A 17599-nucleotide genomic window follows, 5' to 3' on the forward strand; every position below is an offset into this window, starting at 1 on the left:
AGAAAACATCCTTTAAGAAGACAAAGGGGGAGCAATAGATGAATGCAGAGATTATCGCTGTTGGCTCAGAGTTATTACTAGGGCAAATAGCTAATACAAATGCACAATTTATCTCTAAACATTTAGCAGACTTAGGAGTAAATGTTTATTATCATACTGTTGTTGGAGATAATGCTGGTCGTTTAAAGGAAGCAATTAAAATTGCAGAAACACGGGCGCAATTACTTATTTTCTCAGGAGGACTTGGACCAACAAAGGATGATTTAACGAAGGAGACGATTGCTAATCATATAGGAAAAGAGCTTGTCTTTGATGAAACAGCACTACAATCGATTGAAGATTATTTTGTGCGGACAAAGCGCACAATGACAGAAAATAATAAAAAACAAGCATTAGTTTTAGAAGAATGTGATGTTCTTCCAAATGACCATGGGATGGCTCCGGGAATGTTTCTAAAAAAAGACGATCATTTTTATATGCTTTTACCAGGACCACCTAAAGAAATTCAGCCGATGTTTGTAAAATACGGATTTCCAGCGCTTCAGAAACAGATGACAAGTAAAGATGTAATTGTTTCTCGCGTGCTGCGCTTTTTCGGAATTGGTGAATCGTTATTAGAAACAAAAATTGAAGATTTAATTGATGCACAGACAAACCCTACCATTGCACCGCTTGCGGGAGATGGCGAGGTAACACTACGTATAACATGTAAGCATGATTCGGTAACAGAAGCAGATAAATTAATTGCAAAGACAGAAGAGGAAATATTTGCGCGCGTAGGCGAATTTTTCTATGGCTATGATGATACAACTTTAATGAATGAACTTTCTCATGTGTTATTAAAGAAAAAATTGACCTTAGCAGCGGCAGAAAGTCTAACAGGCGGATTATTCCAGCAGGAAATTACAAGCATACCTGGCGCTGGGAACATCTTTCAAGGTGGTGTTGTCTGTTATACGAATGAAGTAAAGCACCAAATTCTTCATGTAAAAGAGTCAACGATACAAGAGCATGGTGTTGTAAGCGAGCAATGCGCAAAAGAGTTGGCTGAAAATGTTGCCCAATTACTAAATGCGGATATTGGAATAAGCTTTACAGGGGTTGCAGGTCCAGATGAATTAGAAGGTAACCCGGTTGGTACGGTCTATATTGGGATTGCCAAAAAAGGCGAGCCGACAAAAGTAGAGGCGTTAGCTTTAAGTGGAACAAGAGCCGGCAATCGAGTTAGAAGTGTGAAATACGGTCAATACTTTCTATTAAAACTGTTGGGAAATAGATAATGACTAGTAGTGGCTTACGTTCTACTAAAGTTAGAGCTCCTTTCCGTGAAAAAATAAAAAAACGAATGAATGTTCGATTTTTTACTGTACAAATGAATAGAAAAAAGGTATATTAAGTATATAATCTTTTAAACAACGAATGAATCATGATAGTGAGATTCATTTTTTATATAAGGAGGAGAACGTATTTGAGTGATCGTCAAGCTGCATTAGAAATGGCGTTAAAACAAATAGAAAAGCAATTCGGTAAAGGTAGTATCATGAAGCTGGGAGAGCAAGCTGATAAAGTCATTTCTACTAGTCCAAGTGGATCGTTAGCTTTAGATGCAGCCCTAGGTGTTGGTGGATATCCAAGAGGTCGTATCGTTGAAATATATGGTCCTGAAAGTTCAGGTAAAACAACAGTAGCACTACATGCTATTGCTGAGGTTCAGGCTAATGGCGGACAAGCAGCATTTATTGATGCAGAGCATGCATTAGACCCAGTTTATGCACAAAAGCTTGGCGTTAATATTGATGAGTTATTACTTTCCCAACCAGATACAGGGGAACAAGCATTAGAAATTGCAGAAGCTTTAGTTCGAAGTGGAGCAGTTGATATTCTAGTAATTGACTCTGTAGCAGCACTTGTACCAAAAGCGGAGATTGAAGGAGAAATGGGAGATTCTCACGTTGGACTTCAAGCACGTTTAATGTCGCAGGCTCTTCGTAAATTATCTGGAGCAATTAATAAATCAAAAACGATTGCTATTTTTATCAACCAAATTCGTGAAAAAGTTGGAGTAATGTTCGGAAATCCTGAAACAACTCCTGGTGGTCGTGCGTTGAAATTCTATTCATCTGTTCGTTTAGAAGTGCGTCGTGCAGAAACGCTAAAACAAGGGACAGATATGGTAGGGAACAAGACAAAAATTAAAGTTGTAAAAAATAAAGTTGCACCACCTTTCAAAGTGGCAGAAGTTGATATCATGTATGGAGAAGGTATCTCTAAAGAAGGCGAGATAATTGACCTTGGTTCAGAACTTGATATTGTTCAAAAGAGCGGAGCTTGGTATTCCTATAATGACGAAAGATTAGGACAAGGCCGTGAAAATGCGAAGCTTTTCTTAAAAGAAAATGTAGAAATGCGCCTAGAAATTCAAAAGAAAATTCGCGACCATTACGGGCTAGATAAAGAAGTACCATTGAAACCTGAAAATGACGACCAAGAACAATTTGAATTAATCGATTAATGCTAAAAAAGATGGTAAACGGCGTTTCTAGCTTACCATCTTTTTTGTGTTTTTTAGAAAAACTCTCATGGCGGCGTTACCCGCCGCCACCGTCTATCATGAAAACTTGCTCCTATCCCATGATAGAAAGTCTAAACCACTTAACACCTGACCATAATTAATAGTACAATACGACCAGTCCGAAGACTGTTTGGTGGATCAATACAAGTTGATACCCCGTTAGAAAAACTGGTTGTGACAGTTTAAAAGAACCGTCTAATGTGTTTATAAACACGAATACAAAAATTTTGTATGATGACTTCTGTCGCTTGTATTGTATTAAAAATCTTTGAGGTGATTATATGGAAGCTATGATTGAACGGTGTGCAGGCCTAGATGTACACCAAGAAACAGTAGTTGCTTGTGTTTTATTTGGTTCATTAGATAAAAAACCAAATAAAGAGATTCAAACCTTTCCAACAACCACAAGTGGCCTTTTGGCACTTAGCGACTGGCTATCCTCACACAAAATAACGGATGCTGTAATGGAAAGTACCGGTGTATATTGGAAGCCCGTTTGGAATGTTATAGAATGTGACTTCCAATTAATCCTCGCCAATGCCCAACATGTTAAAAATGTTCCCGGAAGGAAAACAGACGTAAAAGATGCGGAGTGGTTAGCTAAACTTTTGCGTTCTGGACTAATTGAAAAAAATTTTGTACCGCCCAAAGAAATTCGTGATTTGCGAGATTTAACCCGGTATCGTAAAAAACTCATCCATACACGAACTTCTGAGCGCAATCGAATCCACAAAATTCTACAGGATGCAAATATTAAACTAACTTCTGTTTTATCTGACATTTTTGGTGTCACTGGTTGTCGCATTATTGAAGCCCTAATAAACGGCGAAAAAATAGGTGTGTTTGAACTTCAACAAATGGTTGATTCAAGAGTTAAGGCGAGCACAACAGATATTGCAGAAGCCCTTAACGGTGGAATACGTAAACATCATATTGATATGTTACGTTTCCATTGGGACCATATCAATCACATCGATGAAACAATCGAAAAAGTAGTTGAACGCATAGACCAAGCGCTTATTCCTTATCAAGAGGAGTGCGAACTACTAGATACCATACCGGGTGTGGATAAAAATGCATCCGCAATCTTTATAGCTGAAATGGGTGTAGACATGTCAGTATTTAAAAGTTCTAAACATCTAGCCTCATGGGCTGGAGTGAGTCCAGGAAATTATGAGAGTGCCGGTAAAAAAAAAACAGGTAAAACTCAGTACGGAAACAAATCATTAAGAACCACCGCTGTTGAATGTTCCATGGCTACAGATAGACAGTATAATCGCATATCTGCACATAGAAAAAGAATTATGAAACGACAAGGAAAATCGAAAGCACGGATCGCTTCCGCTCATTTAATCCTAACAATTGCTTACAATATTTTAAAAACAAGGCAACCATATCAGGAACTAGGCCCTGATTATGTTGATCTCGAACAAAGTAAAGAACAAAAAATGATTCAATACTTAAAAAGGAAAGGGTATCGTATTGAACCCACTAATGAACAAATTGCTTAATGAATAACAAAAGCACTATATTTAATCATTCCTAGCCTTTTAAAAAAGTTCAAATTTAGAAGGTTCAGCTTAGTGTTGCCTTTTACCTAAAGAGTTTTCATACAAAACGACAAGGAAAATCGAAAGCACGGATCGCTTCCGCTCATTTAATCCTAACAATTGCTTACAATATTTTAAAAACAAGGCAACCATATCAGGAACTAGGCCCTGATTATGTTGATCTCGAACAAAGTAAAGAACAAAAAATGATTCAATACTTAAAAAGGAAAGGGTATCGTATTGAACCCACTAATGAACAAATTGCTTAATGAATAACAAAAGCACTATATTTAATCATTCCTAGCCTTTTAAAAAAGTTCAAATTTAGAAGGTTCAGCTTAGTGTTGCCTTTTACCTAAAGAGTTTTCATACAAAACATACTTGTTTTTCATAGATATATTAATGCAAAATATAATTGTTAGTGCACCAATCAATAATGCATTTGAAAAAAACGGACAGAATAAAAGACTCAATCAGGTTTAACAAGCTTTTTTTCTGACCATAATACGGATGATAGGTTAGGTTTGGATAATCTATTACAGCTTTAATAAAGTGACATTTCATACATATAGGAAGAATAGAGCAATTGTTAGAGAAAAATAATAGTTAGATAGCCAATGAGAATTAGGTGAAACCTACTAGTTCAAAGTCTTGACAATAAATTGGTACAACTATACAATTGAATTGTATATTTTACATTTTTATAAGTATGAAAACCTAGAAAACAAATTATATGACTAGGGAAATTCGATTGAAAAAAGGAACATTAAGCCAATACTTTTAAAATCGTAACAAACACAATTTGATAGCAAGAGGAGGTGAAAATGATGGATCTAATAACACTCATCTCCATTTTGCTTATTCTAATCGTTATTGCCGTTGTTGGCTTTGTCGTATATTTTATTCGAAAGTCCAATGCTAATGCAAAAATTAGCAATGCAACCATGACTGCTGAACAAATTATTGAAAATGCAAAGCGTGAAGCAGACGCATTGAAAAAAGAAGCTTTGTTAGAAGCAAAGGATGAGATTCACAAGCTTCGTAGTGAAGCAGAACTAGAAGTTCGTGATCGAAGAAATGAACTACAAAAACAAGAAAATCGTTTATTGCAAAAAGAGGAGAATCTTGATCGCAAGGGAGAAGCGTTAGATAAACGTGAATCGGTTTTAGAAAAGAGGGACGATTCTCTTAATAAAAGACAACAGCATATGGAAGAGATGGAAAGCAAAGTGGACGAGATGGTTCGCAAGCAGCAAACAGAACTAGAGCGCATTTCTGGCTTGACTCGAGAAGAGGCTAAGTCCATCATTTTAGAGCGTACAGAGCAAGAAGTTGCTCATGATATTGCGATAATGATTAAAGAAAGTGATACTAGAGCAAAAGAAGAAGCAGATAAAAAGGCTAAAGAAATTTTGTCACTTGCAATCCAACGATGTGCAGCTGATCATGTTGCAGAAACTACAGTTTCCGTTGTTAACCTTCCAAATGATGAAATGAAGGGTCGAATTATTGGTCGAGAAGGACGTAATATTCGCACACTTGAAACATTAACAGGAATTGACTTAATTATTGATGATACACCAGAAGCAGTTATTCTATCTGGTTTTGATCCAATAAGACGCGAAACTGCAAGACTTGCGTTAGATAAGCTCGTTCAGGATGGTCGTATTCATCCAGCTCGTATTGAAGAAATGGTTGATAAAGCACGTCGAGAAGTGGATGAACATATTCGTGAAATCGGGGAACAAACTACGTTTGAGGTCGGTGTTCATGGGTTACATCCAGATTTAATCAAAATCCTTGGACGTCTAAAATTCCGTACAAGCTATGGACAAAATGTATTAAAGCACAGTATGGAAGTGGCACAATTATCAGGAATCTTAGCTGCTGAACTAGGGGAAGATCAAACCCTTGCCCGCAGAGCCGGCTTACTACATGACATTGGTAAAGCAATTGACCATGAAGTAGAGGGAAGCCATGTGGAAATTGGGGTTGAGCTTGCTACTAAGTATAAAGAACATCCTGTTGTAATCAATAGTATCGCATCCCATCATGGTGATACGGAACCAACTTCAATCATCGCTGTACTAGTAGCTGCTGCTGACGCACTTTCAGCTGCAAGACCAGGGGCGCGAAGAGAAACATTAGAAAACTATATTCGCCGTCTGGAAAAACTAGAAGAAATTTCAGAATCTTATGATGGAGTAGAGAAATCATTCGCTATTCAAGCAGGTCGTGAGATTCGAATCATGGTGAAACCAGATCTTGTAGATGATTTAGAGTCTCATCGATTAGCTCGCGATATTCGTAAGAAAATCGAAGAAGAACTTGATTATCCAGGTCATATAAAAGTAACCGTTATTCGGGAAACAAGAGCGGTTGAATATGCAAAATAAAAAACGGTGCGATTGCACCGTTTTTTTGTATGAAAAAGCAAATAATTTCCGGAAGTTTAATTAGAGTCAAATGGGATTGTGAACGAAAGGGAATTGTATGTTACACTGTTACATAGTGAAGAGTAGAAAGTAGGATAAAAGACATGCATATTTTATTTATTGGTGATGTTGTAGGTTCTATGGGCCGTGACATGATTAAAGAGTACGTACCAAAGCTAAAGGAAAAATATCGTCCACAGTTAACGATTATCAATGGGGAGAATGCTGCCGGTGGAAAAGGAATTACTGAGAAAATTTACCGAAGCTTTTTAGAAATTGGTGCTCAAGCGGTAACAATGGGAAACCATACATGGGATAATCGCGAAATATTTGAATTTATCGATAAAGCGAAATATTTAGTAAGACCGGCAAATTTTCCTGAAAATAATCCAGGTAAAGGGATGGTCTTTGTTAAAATTAACGATATAGAAGTAGCAGTTATAAATTTACAAGGGCGGACTTTTATGAATCCGAGTGACGATCCATTTATCGTCATCGATCGTTTAGTTAATGAAGCGAAAAAACGTACCGATCTTATTTTTGTTGACTTTCACGGAGAGGCAACAAGTGAAAAGCAAGCAATGGGATGGTATTTAGATGGAAAAGTTACAGCTGTTGTTGGAACACATACACATGTGCAAACAGCTGATAATCGCATTTTACCAAATGGAACAGCCTTTATGGCAGATGTCGGCATGACAGGTCCATATGATGCAATACTTGGTATGCAAAAGGAATTAGTACTAAATCGCTTTTTAACAAATTTGCCAACACGATTTGAGCCGCCAAAAAGCGGGAGAGCTCAGTTAAGCGGCTGTCTAATTGAAGTGGATAACAAGACTGGCAAAGCGAAAAAAATCGAACGAATCTTAATTAATGACGATCATCCTTTTTATTCCTAATCGAATCCTCTCGTAAAGGCTTGATAAGTGCAACTAATCATCAGTGGGATGAGGAAAAATCCCAACTGATGGAAATTTTCTTTATGGAAAATTAGCTCTTCCTTGAAAAATCAAATAATTTTCTAAGTTTTTATGTCCAAGCTGGAATATGTGTAATTAACTTGGAATATAGTAACATTGGAATGATATATATCCTGATATGTTCATTAATCTTAATGTACATGCGGGGGGGTTAAACAAGGAGGAGCTAGAAATGGAGATATTAAAGGTTTCAGCAAAGTCTAGTCCCAATTCTGTAGCTGGTGCGCTTGCAGGTGTTCTACGAGAAAGAGGTGGAGCAGAAATCCAGGCAATTGGTGCAGGTGCATTAAATCAAGCGGTTAAAGCAGTTGCTATCGCAAGAGGATTTGTAGCACCTAGCGGAGTGGATTTAATTTGTATCCCTGCCTTCACTGATATCGTTATTGACGGTGAGGAAAGAACAGCCATCAAGCTCATTGTGGAGCCTAGATAAAGAGAAAATAAGATTAGATGAAAAATAAGAAAGTATGATTTTGATTACTTTCCCAATTTATCCCTTCTTATGAGTGGTATGCTCGGCCAAAAGAATCCTCTTGAGGGAGATTCTGTTTAGAAAAATAGAGCAAACCTCCGAAAAGGAGGGGGGTGTCTCATCAATAAGGTTTAGTCCCACAGCAAGAATGAAAAGTTGGAAAACGAACTTTCGCCAACTAGACTCTTGACTCTGTGCGTAAGCAAACCGAATGAATGAGACGCCCTTTCTTTTTATTTATCTCACTCTTAACGGTCAATAAGAACTCCACTGATGGAAGTTTTCTTTATATAAGGATAGGATTAAATTGTTTGTAATTAATGATGTCTTGATGGAAAGCCGCCAAGATTTACATAGAAAAAGATAGAACATATTCGTATAGGAGTGAAGTTTTTTTGAAATACTTTGATGGGCATTGTGATGTATTATATAAAATGTTTATGGATAAAACAATCAATTTTCAGAATAGTGATAAGCTTCATGTAACGAAGGAGGGGTTGCAAAAAGGGGGAACAAAGATTCAGTGTTTTGCCCTCTATGTTCCAGAGTCCGTTCATCCCGATATGCGTTTTGAAGCAGCACTATCGATGGCGACAATTTTTTACGAAAAAATCTTACAGCCGAATCCAGATTTTAAATTTATTCGTACGAAAAAAGATATCGAGGATTTGAAAGATGGGGAAACCGGTGCGCTTCTAACACTTGAAGGTTGTGATGCAATTGGTGGAGACTTATTGAAATTAAAAACATTGCTTCGATTAGGTGTGTCGGCAGTCGGTCTAACTTGGAATTATGCGAATGCTGTTGCTGATGGTGCTTTAGAACCTCGAGGTGCAGGTTTATCTTTATTTGGTAAAGAAACAGTAAAGCTCTTAAATAAGCAAGATATATGGGTGGATGTTTCCCATTTATCAGAAAATGCCTTTTGGGATGTAATGGAGCAAGCAGATCATCCCTATGCATCCCATTCCAATACGTATAATCTTTGCCCCCATCCTCGTAATCTACGAGATGAGCAAATCAAAGCAATGATAGAAGCGGATAGTGTAATCGGAATTACATTTGTCCCACAGTTTTTAAGTGGGACAAATACAGCAACTATTACGGACATATTGCGGCATTTAGATTATATTTGCTCACTCGGAGGAGAAGATCATGTCGGCTTTGGTTCCGATTTTGATGGAATCTCTCAAACGGTAAAAGGTCTAGCTTCCATTGCTGATTATCCTAATCTAATAAACGAACTAACAAAATATTATACTAGTACGCAAGTAGAGAAGTTTTTATATACGAATATGGTAAAAAGATTCCCTAAATAAAGGGTATTCCAATCTAGCTATACAGGCAGTTTAATTTCTTCCTTGTGAGGGAGGGTTTGAACTGCCTGTTGTTGTGAATTATAAGTTATACATAAAGAAAACAGTAGAAATTTTTCTTTGTAACCTAGCTATTGTTTTCAAATGGTGAAAGGCTTATACTAGAATAATGAAAATATGTCTATAAAGAATAGTACATATAAAAGCAACTGCTATTATATAGATTTTTGCTTATAAAATCTAGGAAGTTTTTAAGTTTACTTTCTGTAGATAAAAGGGATGCTCAACTTCCCTTGCGAAAAAATTCCTGAGGAAAACAACCAACTTCCTAACATAAGCAAAATAACAATCTATAAGAACTAATCTAAAACATGTATATTAACAAACTTATGGATGAAACCAAATCATCGATAAGAGAGGAGTAGTTGAAATGAACGAAAAACAACGTTTAGAAGGACAAAAAATTGAAAGCAATAATTCTTCGGACAAAAAATCCGAAAAGGATTATAGCAAATATTTCGAGACAGTATATAAAGCACCTTCTCTAAAAGATGCAAAAAGACGTGGAAAAGAAGAAGTTCGATATGAAAAAGATTTCTCTATTCCCGAACAATTCCGTGGAATGGGAGAAGGACGTAAATTCTATATTCGCACATTCGGCTGTCAAATGAATGAGCATGACACAGAAGTAATGGCAGGGATCTTTTTAGCATTAGGCTATGAAGCAACAGATTCAGTGGATGATGCAAATGTTATCCTTCTTAATACATGTGCAATCCGTGAGAATGCAGAAAATAAGGTATTTGGCGAGTTAGGCCATTTAAAACATTTAAAAACAGAAAAACCAGACCTTTTATTAGGTGTTTGTGGATGTATGTCCCAAGAAGAATCAGTAGTAAATAAGATTTTAAAAACATACACACAAGTAGACATGATCTTTGGTACCCATAATATTCACCGTTTACCAAACATTCTTCATGAAGCATATATGTCGAAAGAAATGGTAGTCGAAGTTTGGTCTAAAGAAGGAGACGTAATCGAGAACCTTCCGAAAGTACGTAACGGAAAAATTAAAGCATGGGTAAATATTATGTACGGCTGTGATAAATTCTGTACCTATTGTATCGTTCCTTATACTCGCGGGAAAGAACGTAGTCGCCGTCCAGAGGATATTATTCAAGAGGTGCGCCATTTAGCTGCACAAGGCTATAAAGAAATTACGCTACTTGGTCAAAACGTAAACGCATATGGAAAAGACTTCACAGATATTGAATTTCGTTTTGGAGATTTAATGGAAGAAATGCGTAAAATTGATATTCCACGTGTTCGTTTTACAACAAGTCATCCACGAGATTTTGATGACCATTTAATTGAGGTACTAGCTAAAGGCGGAAACTTAGTGGAGCATATCCATTTACCAGTTCAGTCTGGTTCCTCTGATGTGTTAAAAATTATGGCACGTAAATATACAAGAGAGCAGTATTTAGAATTAGTACGCAAAATGAAAGCAGCTATTCCTAATTTAACCTTAACAACGGATATTATCGTTGGATATCCAAATGAAACAGATGAGCAATTTGAAGAAACATTATCTCTTTATAAAGAAGTTGGCTTTGAAGCTGCTTATACATTCATTTATTCTCCACGTGAAGGCACACCAGCTGCAAGAATGAAAGATAATGTTCCAATGGAAGTGAAAAAGGCACGCTTACAGCGCCTAAACGCATTAGTTAATGAGTATTCTGCTAATTCCATGAAGGGCTACCAAGACAAAATCGTGGAGGTTCTTGTGGAAGGGGAAAGTAAGAATAATCCGGATGTACTTGCTGGTTATACTCGCAAAAACAAGCTAGTGAATTTTATTGGACCAAAGTCAGCAATCGGCAAACTTGTTTCTGTTAAAATTACAGATGCGAAAACATGGTCATTAAATGGAGAAATGATTGAGGTATTAGAAGCAGAAGCTGTTGAGGCAAATTAATGGCTAAGTACACACGTGAAGAAATCATCGAGCGAACAGAACAACTAGCCAAAATGATTCGTGATACAGAAGAAGTTGAGTTTTATCAGCGTGCAGAAAAGCAAATCAATCAAAACCAAAAAGTGAATGATCGAATTGCCCAAATCAAAAAATTGCAAAAGCAAGCAGTTAATCTCCAACATTATGGGAAAATTGCTGCTCTAAAAGAAACAGAAGCAAAAATTGATGCACTGCAAAAGGAAATCGACGAACTACCAATTGTCAGTGAATTTAAAGAATCACAGGGAATTGTCAATGACATGCTACAAATGGTAACAAAAACAATCTCAGAAACAGTCGAAACCGAAATTCTTTCCTCCATTGAGAAAAAGAAAGAAGAGTAAAAAATGGCTTTTTGTAAGATTGGATTGTTTCTCGTTAAATAACGTTAGCATTCTGTGTTGTTTAGGGTGAAGCACACTTGACTCCTGGAGGAGATGAGGGGGAATGTTAGTCCCCACAGACGAATCTTGTGTCTGAAGCGGAAAGCAACGAGCTCCATTTATTTACGAATACAATTAAACCAAGCATAATTTTGCTTGGTTTTTACTTATTCTGATTATTTAAAATGTTAATCGCGCGTAAGAAAGCCTTGCGATATTCCTGCTGTTCCTTCATAGCCGTTTGTAAGGTCGATAGCAATGCTTTATTAAGCTGCTTCGTTTCTTTATCTTTTGCGTTTCCATCATTAACTGTTTGCAAAAGAAACGTATAGACAAGAAATAGAACAGAATAATTATCCACATAAGTAAGACTGACAGCACTTCCGCCATTTCCGCCCTCTGCATGTGTATTAACAGAAGGCCCTCCTGTTTCAAGAATTGTATCAATTAACTCCTCTGGTACACCAAGCTCTTTTAATTTTTCAGCAGTCAATCCAGAATTTTTATCCTTCGCCATTCTTTTCCCCTCCTCCTATTAGGTATGTAAAAAAAGAAAAGGGCAAACATCAAGTAGATGTTGCCCTTTATTATATGCTTATCTCTTGTAGGAGTGATTATTCAATAAAGGTGATTAACCTTCGTTCACCATTTCAGGTCTGTTTTCATTGTAAGATACAGCTGTAGCATCACCTGCAACATTAGCATTAACTAAAATACCACCAACAAAGAAGTTTAATAAGTTAACACCTACAGCAGCACCACCAGCAGCACCAGAAGCAGTAAATTGGTTAGCAAGGTTACCATTTCCTTGAGTAGCGTTAGTGAATCCGCGAAGTTCTGCCCCTTTATTTCCAATGCTTTTACCTTTAGCAGTAACATCAGTACCAGCAAGTCTTGAACCGTTACCTTTGTGACAATCAGATGTGTAGTTAGACAACATATGATTTCACCTCCTTTCAAAAGTGAGATTTAATCGTTATTTTTTGATGAAATCTGAAATATCTAGTGAAAAAATAGGCTTGCCATTAACGTTTAATTTAAGATTCCCATCATCATTTGAAGCATCAATGACAGGTAATTTCTCTTGGAGTTTACTTAGTGTATCTTGATTTAGTAAACTCTTAAGCGTTTCTGGATTAAGATTAGGCAATACTTTTTCCTTAATAGAATCCAAATCAACATTTGTTGCAACCTTATCTTTTAGCGATTCAATCGTACTTCCCGCTACATTTTCAGAAACACCTTTTGTTAATTTTTGTACTAAGCCACCCATTTCTGTTGATAGCTTCTCGATTAATTCTTGTGCGTATTTAGCTCCGTCCTCTCCAGTAACCTCTTTACCATTCACATTGAATTTAAAATCAAACTGATCGTTTTTATTAAATAACCCTGCCAACTTCCTCACCCCCTTACCGTATACTACAGTATATAAAGATTCGAACAAGCTGTATCCGCGAATGTATTAATACATTCGCATATTTTTTTCATGGTTAAGATAGTTTTGATGGAAAGCTGGTTTTTACCTAAGAAGAGAATTCCGTATATGTGGGTCAACAAAGCAGCGTGGAAAGGGGATAAAGGAGAGGTTATTCGTCTAGAAAAATGGTTAATATCGGCACACTTACCCAAGTTTTACATACAATGAAGTAGATTTAAGCATTATTTATAGTCTTTAAAAATTGTCGCACACTAGACTCCTATCCCGCATAGGATGAAATGAAAATGAATGAGGAGGTTTCGCTCGAACATGGGAGAATATAGAGAGATTATTACAAAGGCAGTCGTAGCGAAAGGACGTAAATTCACAAAATCCAATCATACGATCTGCCCAGACAACAGCCCTTCAAGCATCTTGGGCTGCTGGATTATCAACCATACGTATGAAGCGGAAAAGGTTGGTAAAACAGTAGAAATTTGCGGATACTATGACATTAACGTTTGGTATTCCTATAATGACAACACACAAACAGAAGTTGTTACAGAGCGTGTAAAATATACAGATGTCATTAAACTAAAATATCGTGACCCTGATTGCCTAGAAGATCACGATGTGATTGCACGCGTATTACAACAACCAAACTGTATCGAAGCAGTTATTTCTCCAAATGGCAATAAAATTATTGTTCATGTAGAAAGAGAATTTATCGTAGAAGTTATTGGAGAAACAAAAATCTGTGTAGAAGTTTGCACAGACGAATGCGGCAAAGAAGATGATGATGCATGGTTTAAAGATGAAGTAGAAGACGAAGAATTTGAAGAATTAAATCCAGACTTTCTCGTAGGCGGAGAAGAGGAGTAAAGGCTAGGGGCTTTTCCTAGTCTTTTTTTCTTATAATGGGGGTTCTGGTTAGTATTGCTTAACCTTATAAAGAATAAAAACGCCTTTCTCCTATATGTATAGGAGAAAGGCGTTCCTATCATCTTTCACAAGCTATTCCGTCTTTATCACGGTCGCTTTTTTTGTTTGCTTCATATAAATCTTTCGAAACATAAGGTTTGTACTTCGTTTTTCCACCTTTATTTTTTGTGGATTTAGATTTAGCAACGCCACCCTTATAATCCTTATTAAGGGCAGTACAATTTTTGTACGTTTTAACCTTTGTCTTTGCATCAGCACTTGAAAACGGCATAAAACTAAACATGAGAACTATAGCTAAAAGAATCGATAAATAACGTTTCAAGATAATTGCTCCTTTACCTAATATTAACTTTTGTAGCAAGCTAAATTATAGAAGATTTGCTTGCGAATTACTAGTATTATTTTTAAAAAGATAGTGGAATGTCTCGAGCGCAATGGAATGAACTAGTTATCACATCTTACTTCATGAAAACAGCTAATTTTTTATAAGGATAAATTTGATGTCTTTTCCCAAAACCCCCCACTGAAATATTCTATTTCTTTATGTTATAATGGGAGAATAATAGATTTGGACTTGGATTTTGGAGGAAGTTATGACGACATATACGCCAATGATACAACAATACTTACAAGTAAAGGCAGATTATCAGGATGCCTTTTTATTTTTTCGTTTAGGGGATTTTTATGAAATGTTCTTTGATGATGCAATCAAAGCATCACAAGAGCTCGAAATTACGTTAACGAGTAGAGAAGGTGGGGGAGCGGAGCGAATTCCGATGTGTGGAGTTCCTCATCATTCTGCTCCTAACTATATTGAACAGCTTGTCGAGCGCGGCTACAAAGTAGCAATCTGTGAACAAACAGAAGACCCAAAGCAAGCAAAAGGAGTCGTGAAAAGAGAAGTCGTTCAGCTCATCACGCCTGGTACGATGATGGAAGGAAAAAATCTTTCCGATAAAGAAAACAACTATATTGCCACTATTTCATTATTTGCAGACGAAAAATTTGGCTTTGCCTATAGCGATTTATCGACTGGGGAAAGTAAAGCAACCATTTTAACTGGCATCGATTCGTTATTAAATGAACTATCTTTGTCAGGAGCGAAAGAAGTTGTTATTTCAGATGACTTTTCCAAAGAGTATCAGAAGCGATTGCAGGAGCGAGGAACTTTAACGCTTTCAATCGAAAATGATACCGATGAAAAAGATATGCATGCTCCTTTATTGCAAGGAGTAGAAAAGCAACAGCTGAAAAACACCGTTGCACGCTTGTTTAATTATTTATATCGAACACAAAAACGAAGCTTGGATCACTTACAGCCTGTTTCGATTTATGTAATCGATCAGTTTATGAAAATAGATTATTATTCCAAGCGAAATTTAGAATTAACAGAAACGATTCGTTCAAAAGGGAAAAAAGGATCGCTCCTCTGGTTATTGGACGAAACGAAAACAGCGATGGGCGGAAGACTTTTAAAACAGTGGATTGACCGCCCACTCTTAAATAAAGAGGAGATTGAATATCGTCAAAATTTAGTAGCGACGATGATCGGTCATTACTTTGAACGCCAAGATTTACGGGAAAAGCTAAAGGAAGTGTACGATTTAGAACGTCTAGCAGGCCGAGTGGCATTTGGTAATGTAAATGCAAGAGATCTTGTACAGCTAAAAAAATCACTACAACAAGTGCCAATCATTCAGCAAATCGTTGCATCGTTCGGATCAGAAGAAGCAACCAGACTTGCTGATGAACTAGATCCATGTGAAGATATAACCGATTTATTAGAACGGGCAATTGTTGAAAATCCACCACTTTCCATTAAAGAAGGAAATATCATCTTAGATGGCTATCATTCTGAATTAGACAGCTACCGTGATGCAAGTCGAAACGGTAAAACGTGGATCGCCCAGCTGGAAAGAGAAGAACGCGAAAAAACAGGCATTAAATCATTAAAAATCGGCTATAATCGTATATTCGGTTATTACATTGAAGTAACAAGAGCAAATGTTCATCTTTTACAAGAAGGACAGTATGAGCGCAAACAAACACTTGCCAATGCAGAGCGTTATATCACACCAGAATTAAAGGAAAAAGAAAGCTTAATCTTGCAAGCAGAAGAAAAAATGGTTGAACTAGAATATGAGATTTTCACAACAATCAGAGAAACGATCAAAGAATATATCCCGCGCTTGCAAAATTTAGCAAAAACAGTCAGTACGCTAGATGTATTACAATGCTTTGCAACTGTTAGTGAAGATCGTCGCTATGTGAAGCCAGAGTTTTCAAGTGATCGAACTCTTTCTATTAAAAATGGCCGTCATCCAGTAGTGGAAAAGGTGATGAACGCGCAGAACTATGTCGCTAATGATTGCACGATGCATAAAGAGAGAGAGTTGCTGTTAATTACAGGACCAAATATGTCTGGTAAAAGTACGTATATGCGCCAAATTGCCTTAACAAGCATTTTAGCGCAAATCGGTTGTTTCGTACCAGCAGACGAAGCAGTATTGCCATTATTTGACCAAGTCTTTACGAGAATTGGTGCAGCAGATGATCTTATTTCTGGTCAAAGCACATTTATGGTTGAGATGCTAGAAGCAAGAAATGCACTTTTACATGCAACCAATAACAGCTTAATTCTCTTTGATGAAATTGGACGCGGTACAAGCACCTATGATGGAATGGCGCTTGCCCAAGCGATTATTGAATATATCCATCATGAAGTCGGCGCTAAAACGTTATTCTCGACCCACTATCATGAACTAACTGTACTTGCGGAAGAGCTTCAGTCATTAAGCAATGTTCATGTTAGCGCAATGGAGCAAAATGGAAAAGTAGTCTTCCTTCATAAAATTAAAGAAGGAGCAGCAGATAAAAGCTACGGAATTCACGTTGCCCAGCTTGCTGAATTACCAGAAGCACTAATTGAACGCGCACAAGAACTATTAACAAGTCTAGAGCAAAAAGATCAATTTGCTGGAGAAGCAGCAGTCACGCAAATCGAACAACCTGTTGTAAAAGCAGAAAAAATCGAGGAAGAAGCACAATTATCCTTCTTTGATACAGAAGTGAAAAAGCCTCAAAAAGCTCTTTCTACAAAGGAAAAGCAAATTGTAAACAAACTTAAAGACTTGGATATTTTAGAAATGACACCAATGCAGGCATTAAATACACTGTATGAACTTCATAAAAAAGTTCGAAACGACGGATAAAGTGAGTCAATATGATGTTCATAAGTGAGATGAAAGCTACGAAATAGAGAATCGTTAGAAAAAGTGGTTTTCATAAGCAGGATGAACGCTGAAAAACAGAGGAATGTTGGGAAAAGTGGTGTTCATAAGCGAGATGAACGCTGAAAAATAGAGGAATGTTGGAAAAAGTGGTTTTCATGAGCAGGATGAACGCTGAAAGCAGAGGAATGTTGGGAAAAGTGGTTTTCATAAGCAGGATGAATGCTGAAAAACAGAGGAATGTTGGGAAAAGTGGTTTTCATGAGCAGGATGAACGCT

At 37.0% G+C, this 17599-nt stretch carries 15 protein-coding genes; 11 read left to right on the plus strand and 4 right to left on the minus strand.

From position 1 onward, the window contains the following. The first annotated feature begins 38 nt into the window (after positions 1-38). The 9 genes from HHU08_RS10450 (at position 39) to HHU08_RS10490 (ending at position 11692) form a co-directional block, all read left to right on the plus strand. Complete coding sequence (locus HHU08_RS10450) at positions 39-1280, plus strand: competence/damage-inducible protein A (RefSeq protein WP_169188392.1); 1242 nt, start codon at positions 39-41, stop codon at positions 1278-1280. A gap of 188 nt (positions 1281-1468) precedes the next feature. Then, positions 1469-2512 (plus strand): recombinase RecA, encoded by a 1044-nt coding sequence (gene recA / locus HHU08_RS10455; RefSeq protein WP_016201201.1) that lies wholly within the window; start codon positions 1469-1471, stop codon positions 2510-2512. Positions 2513-2853: 341 nt separating this feature from the next. After that, positions 2854-4083, plus strand: coding sequence for an IS110 family RNA-guided transposase (locus HHU08_RS10460; RefSeq protein WP_100525939.1), 1230 nt, complete (start codon positions 2854-2856; stop codon positions 4081-4083). 866 nt (positions 4084-4949) lie between these two features. Further along, on the plus strand, positions 4950-6518 hold the full coding sequence (rny, locus tag HHU08_RS10465) for a ribonuclease Y (RefSeq protein WP_016201202.1): 1569 nt from the start codon (positions 4950-4952) through the stop codon (positions 6516-6518). Between the two features lie 143 nt (positions 6519-6661). Continuing rightward, positions 6662-7459: a TIGR00282 family metallophosphoesterase gene (locus HHU08_RS10470; protein WP_016201203.1), complete on the plus strand. Its 798-nt coding sequence runs from the start codon at positions 6662-6664 to the stop codon at positions 7457-7459. Between the two features lie 253 nt (positions 7460-7712). Beyond that, the gene (gene spoVS, locus HHU08_RS10475) at positions 7713-7973 is read left to right on the plus strand and encodes a stage V sporulation protein SpoVS (protein WP_016201204.1); all 261 of its coding nucleotides are present in this window, start codon (positions 7713-7715) and stop codon (positions 7971-7973) included. A gap of 434 nt (positions 7974-8407) precedes the next feature. Next, entirely contained in the window at positions 8408-9331 is a 924-nt protein-coding gene (locus HHU08_RS10480) for a dipeptidase (protein ID WP_016201205.1), read from the plus strand. 427 nt (positions 9332-9758) lie between these two features. Next, positions 9759-11309, plus strand: a complete 1551-nt coding sequence (gene miaB, locus HHU08_RS10485; RefSeq protein ID WP_169188393.1) for a tRNA (N6-isopentenyl adenosine(37)-C2)-methylthiotransferase MiaB — start codon at positions 9759-9761, stop codon at positions 11307-11309. Then, positions 11309-11692: a RicAFT regulatory complex protein RicA family protein gene (locus HHU08_RS10490; protein ID WP_016201209.1), complete on the plus strand. Its 384-nt coding sequence runs from the start codon at positions 11309-11311 to the stop codon at positions 11690-11692. The genes miaB and HHU08_RS10490 overlap by 1 nt, the downstream gene beginning before the upstream one ends. A gap of 202 nt (positions 11693-11894) precedes the next feature. On the opposite strand, the gene HHU08_RS10495 is transcribed toward HHU08_RS10490, so the two are convergent. From HHU08_RS10495 to HHU08_RS10505, 3 genes are all read right to left on the minus strand, one after another. After that, positions 11895-12248, minus strand: a complete 354-nt coding sequence (locus tag HHU08_RS10495) for a hypothetical protein (RefSeq protein WP_016201210.1) — start codon at positions 12246-12248, stop codon at positions 11895-11897. Between the two features lie 114 nt (positions 12249-12362). Continuing rightward, positions 12363-12671: a hypothetical protein gene (locus tag HHU08_RS10500; RefSeq protein ID WP_016201211.1), complete on the minus strand. Its 309-nt coding sequence runs from the start codon at positions 12669-12671 to the stop codon at positions 12363-12365. Between the two features lie 36 nt (positions 12672-12707). Further along, complete coding sequence (locus HHU08_RS10505; protein WP_016201212.1) at positions 12708-13127, minus strand: hypothetical protein; 420 nt, start codon at positions 13125-13127, stop codon at positions 12708-12710. Positions 13128-13478: 351 nt separating this feature from the next. Between HHU08_RS10505 and HHU08_RS10510 the strand changes: the two genes are divergently transcribed. Next, positions 13479-14030: an outer spore coat protein CotE gene (locus HHU08_RS10510; protein WP_016201213.1), complete on the plus strand. Its 552-nt coding sequence runs from the start codon at positions 13479-13481 to the stop codon at positions 14028-14030. 118 nt (positions 14031-14148) lie between these two features. Here HHU08_RS10510 and HHU08_RS10515 read toward each other — a convergent pair whose 3' ends face one another. After that, positions 14149-14373, minus strand: coding sequence for an excalibur calcium-binding domain-containing protein (locus tag HHU08_RS10515; RefSeq protein ID WP_101730573.1), 225 nt, complete (start codon positions 14371-14373; stop codon positions 14149-14151). A 310-nt stretch (positions 14374-14683) separates the two neighbouring features. Here HHU08_RS10515 and mutS point away from each other — a divergent pair, with 310 nt between their 5' ends. Beyond that, entirely contained in the window at positions 14684-17302 is a 2619-nt protein-coding gene (gene mutS, locus HHU08_RS10520) for a DNA mismatch repair protein MutS (protein WP_169188394.1), read from the plus strand. Positions 17303-17599: the final 297 nt, after the last annotated feature.

This window comes from Niallia alba, from assembly GCF_012933555.1.
GTDB lineage: Bacteria > Bacillota > Bacilli > Bacillales > Cytobacillaceae > Niallia > Niallia alba.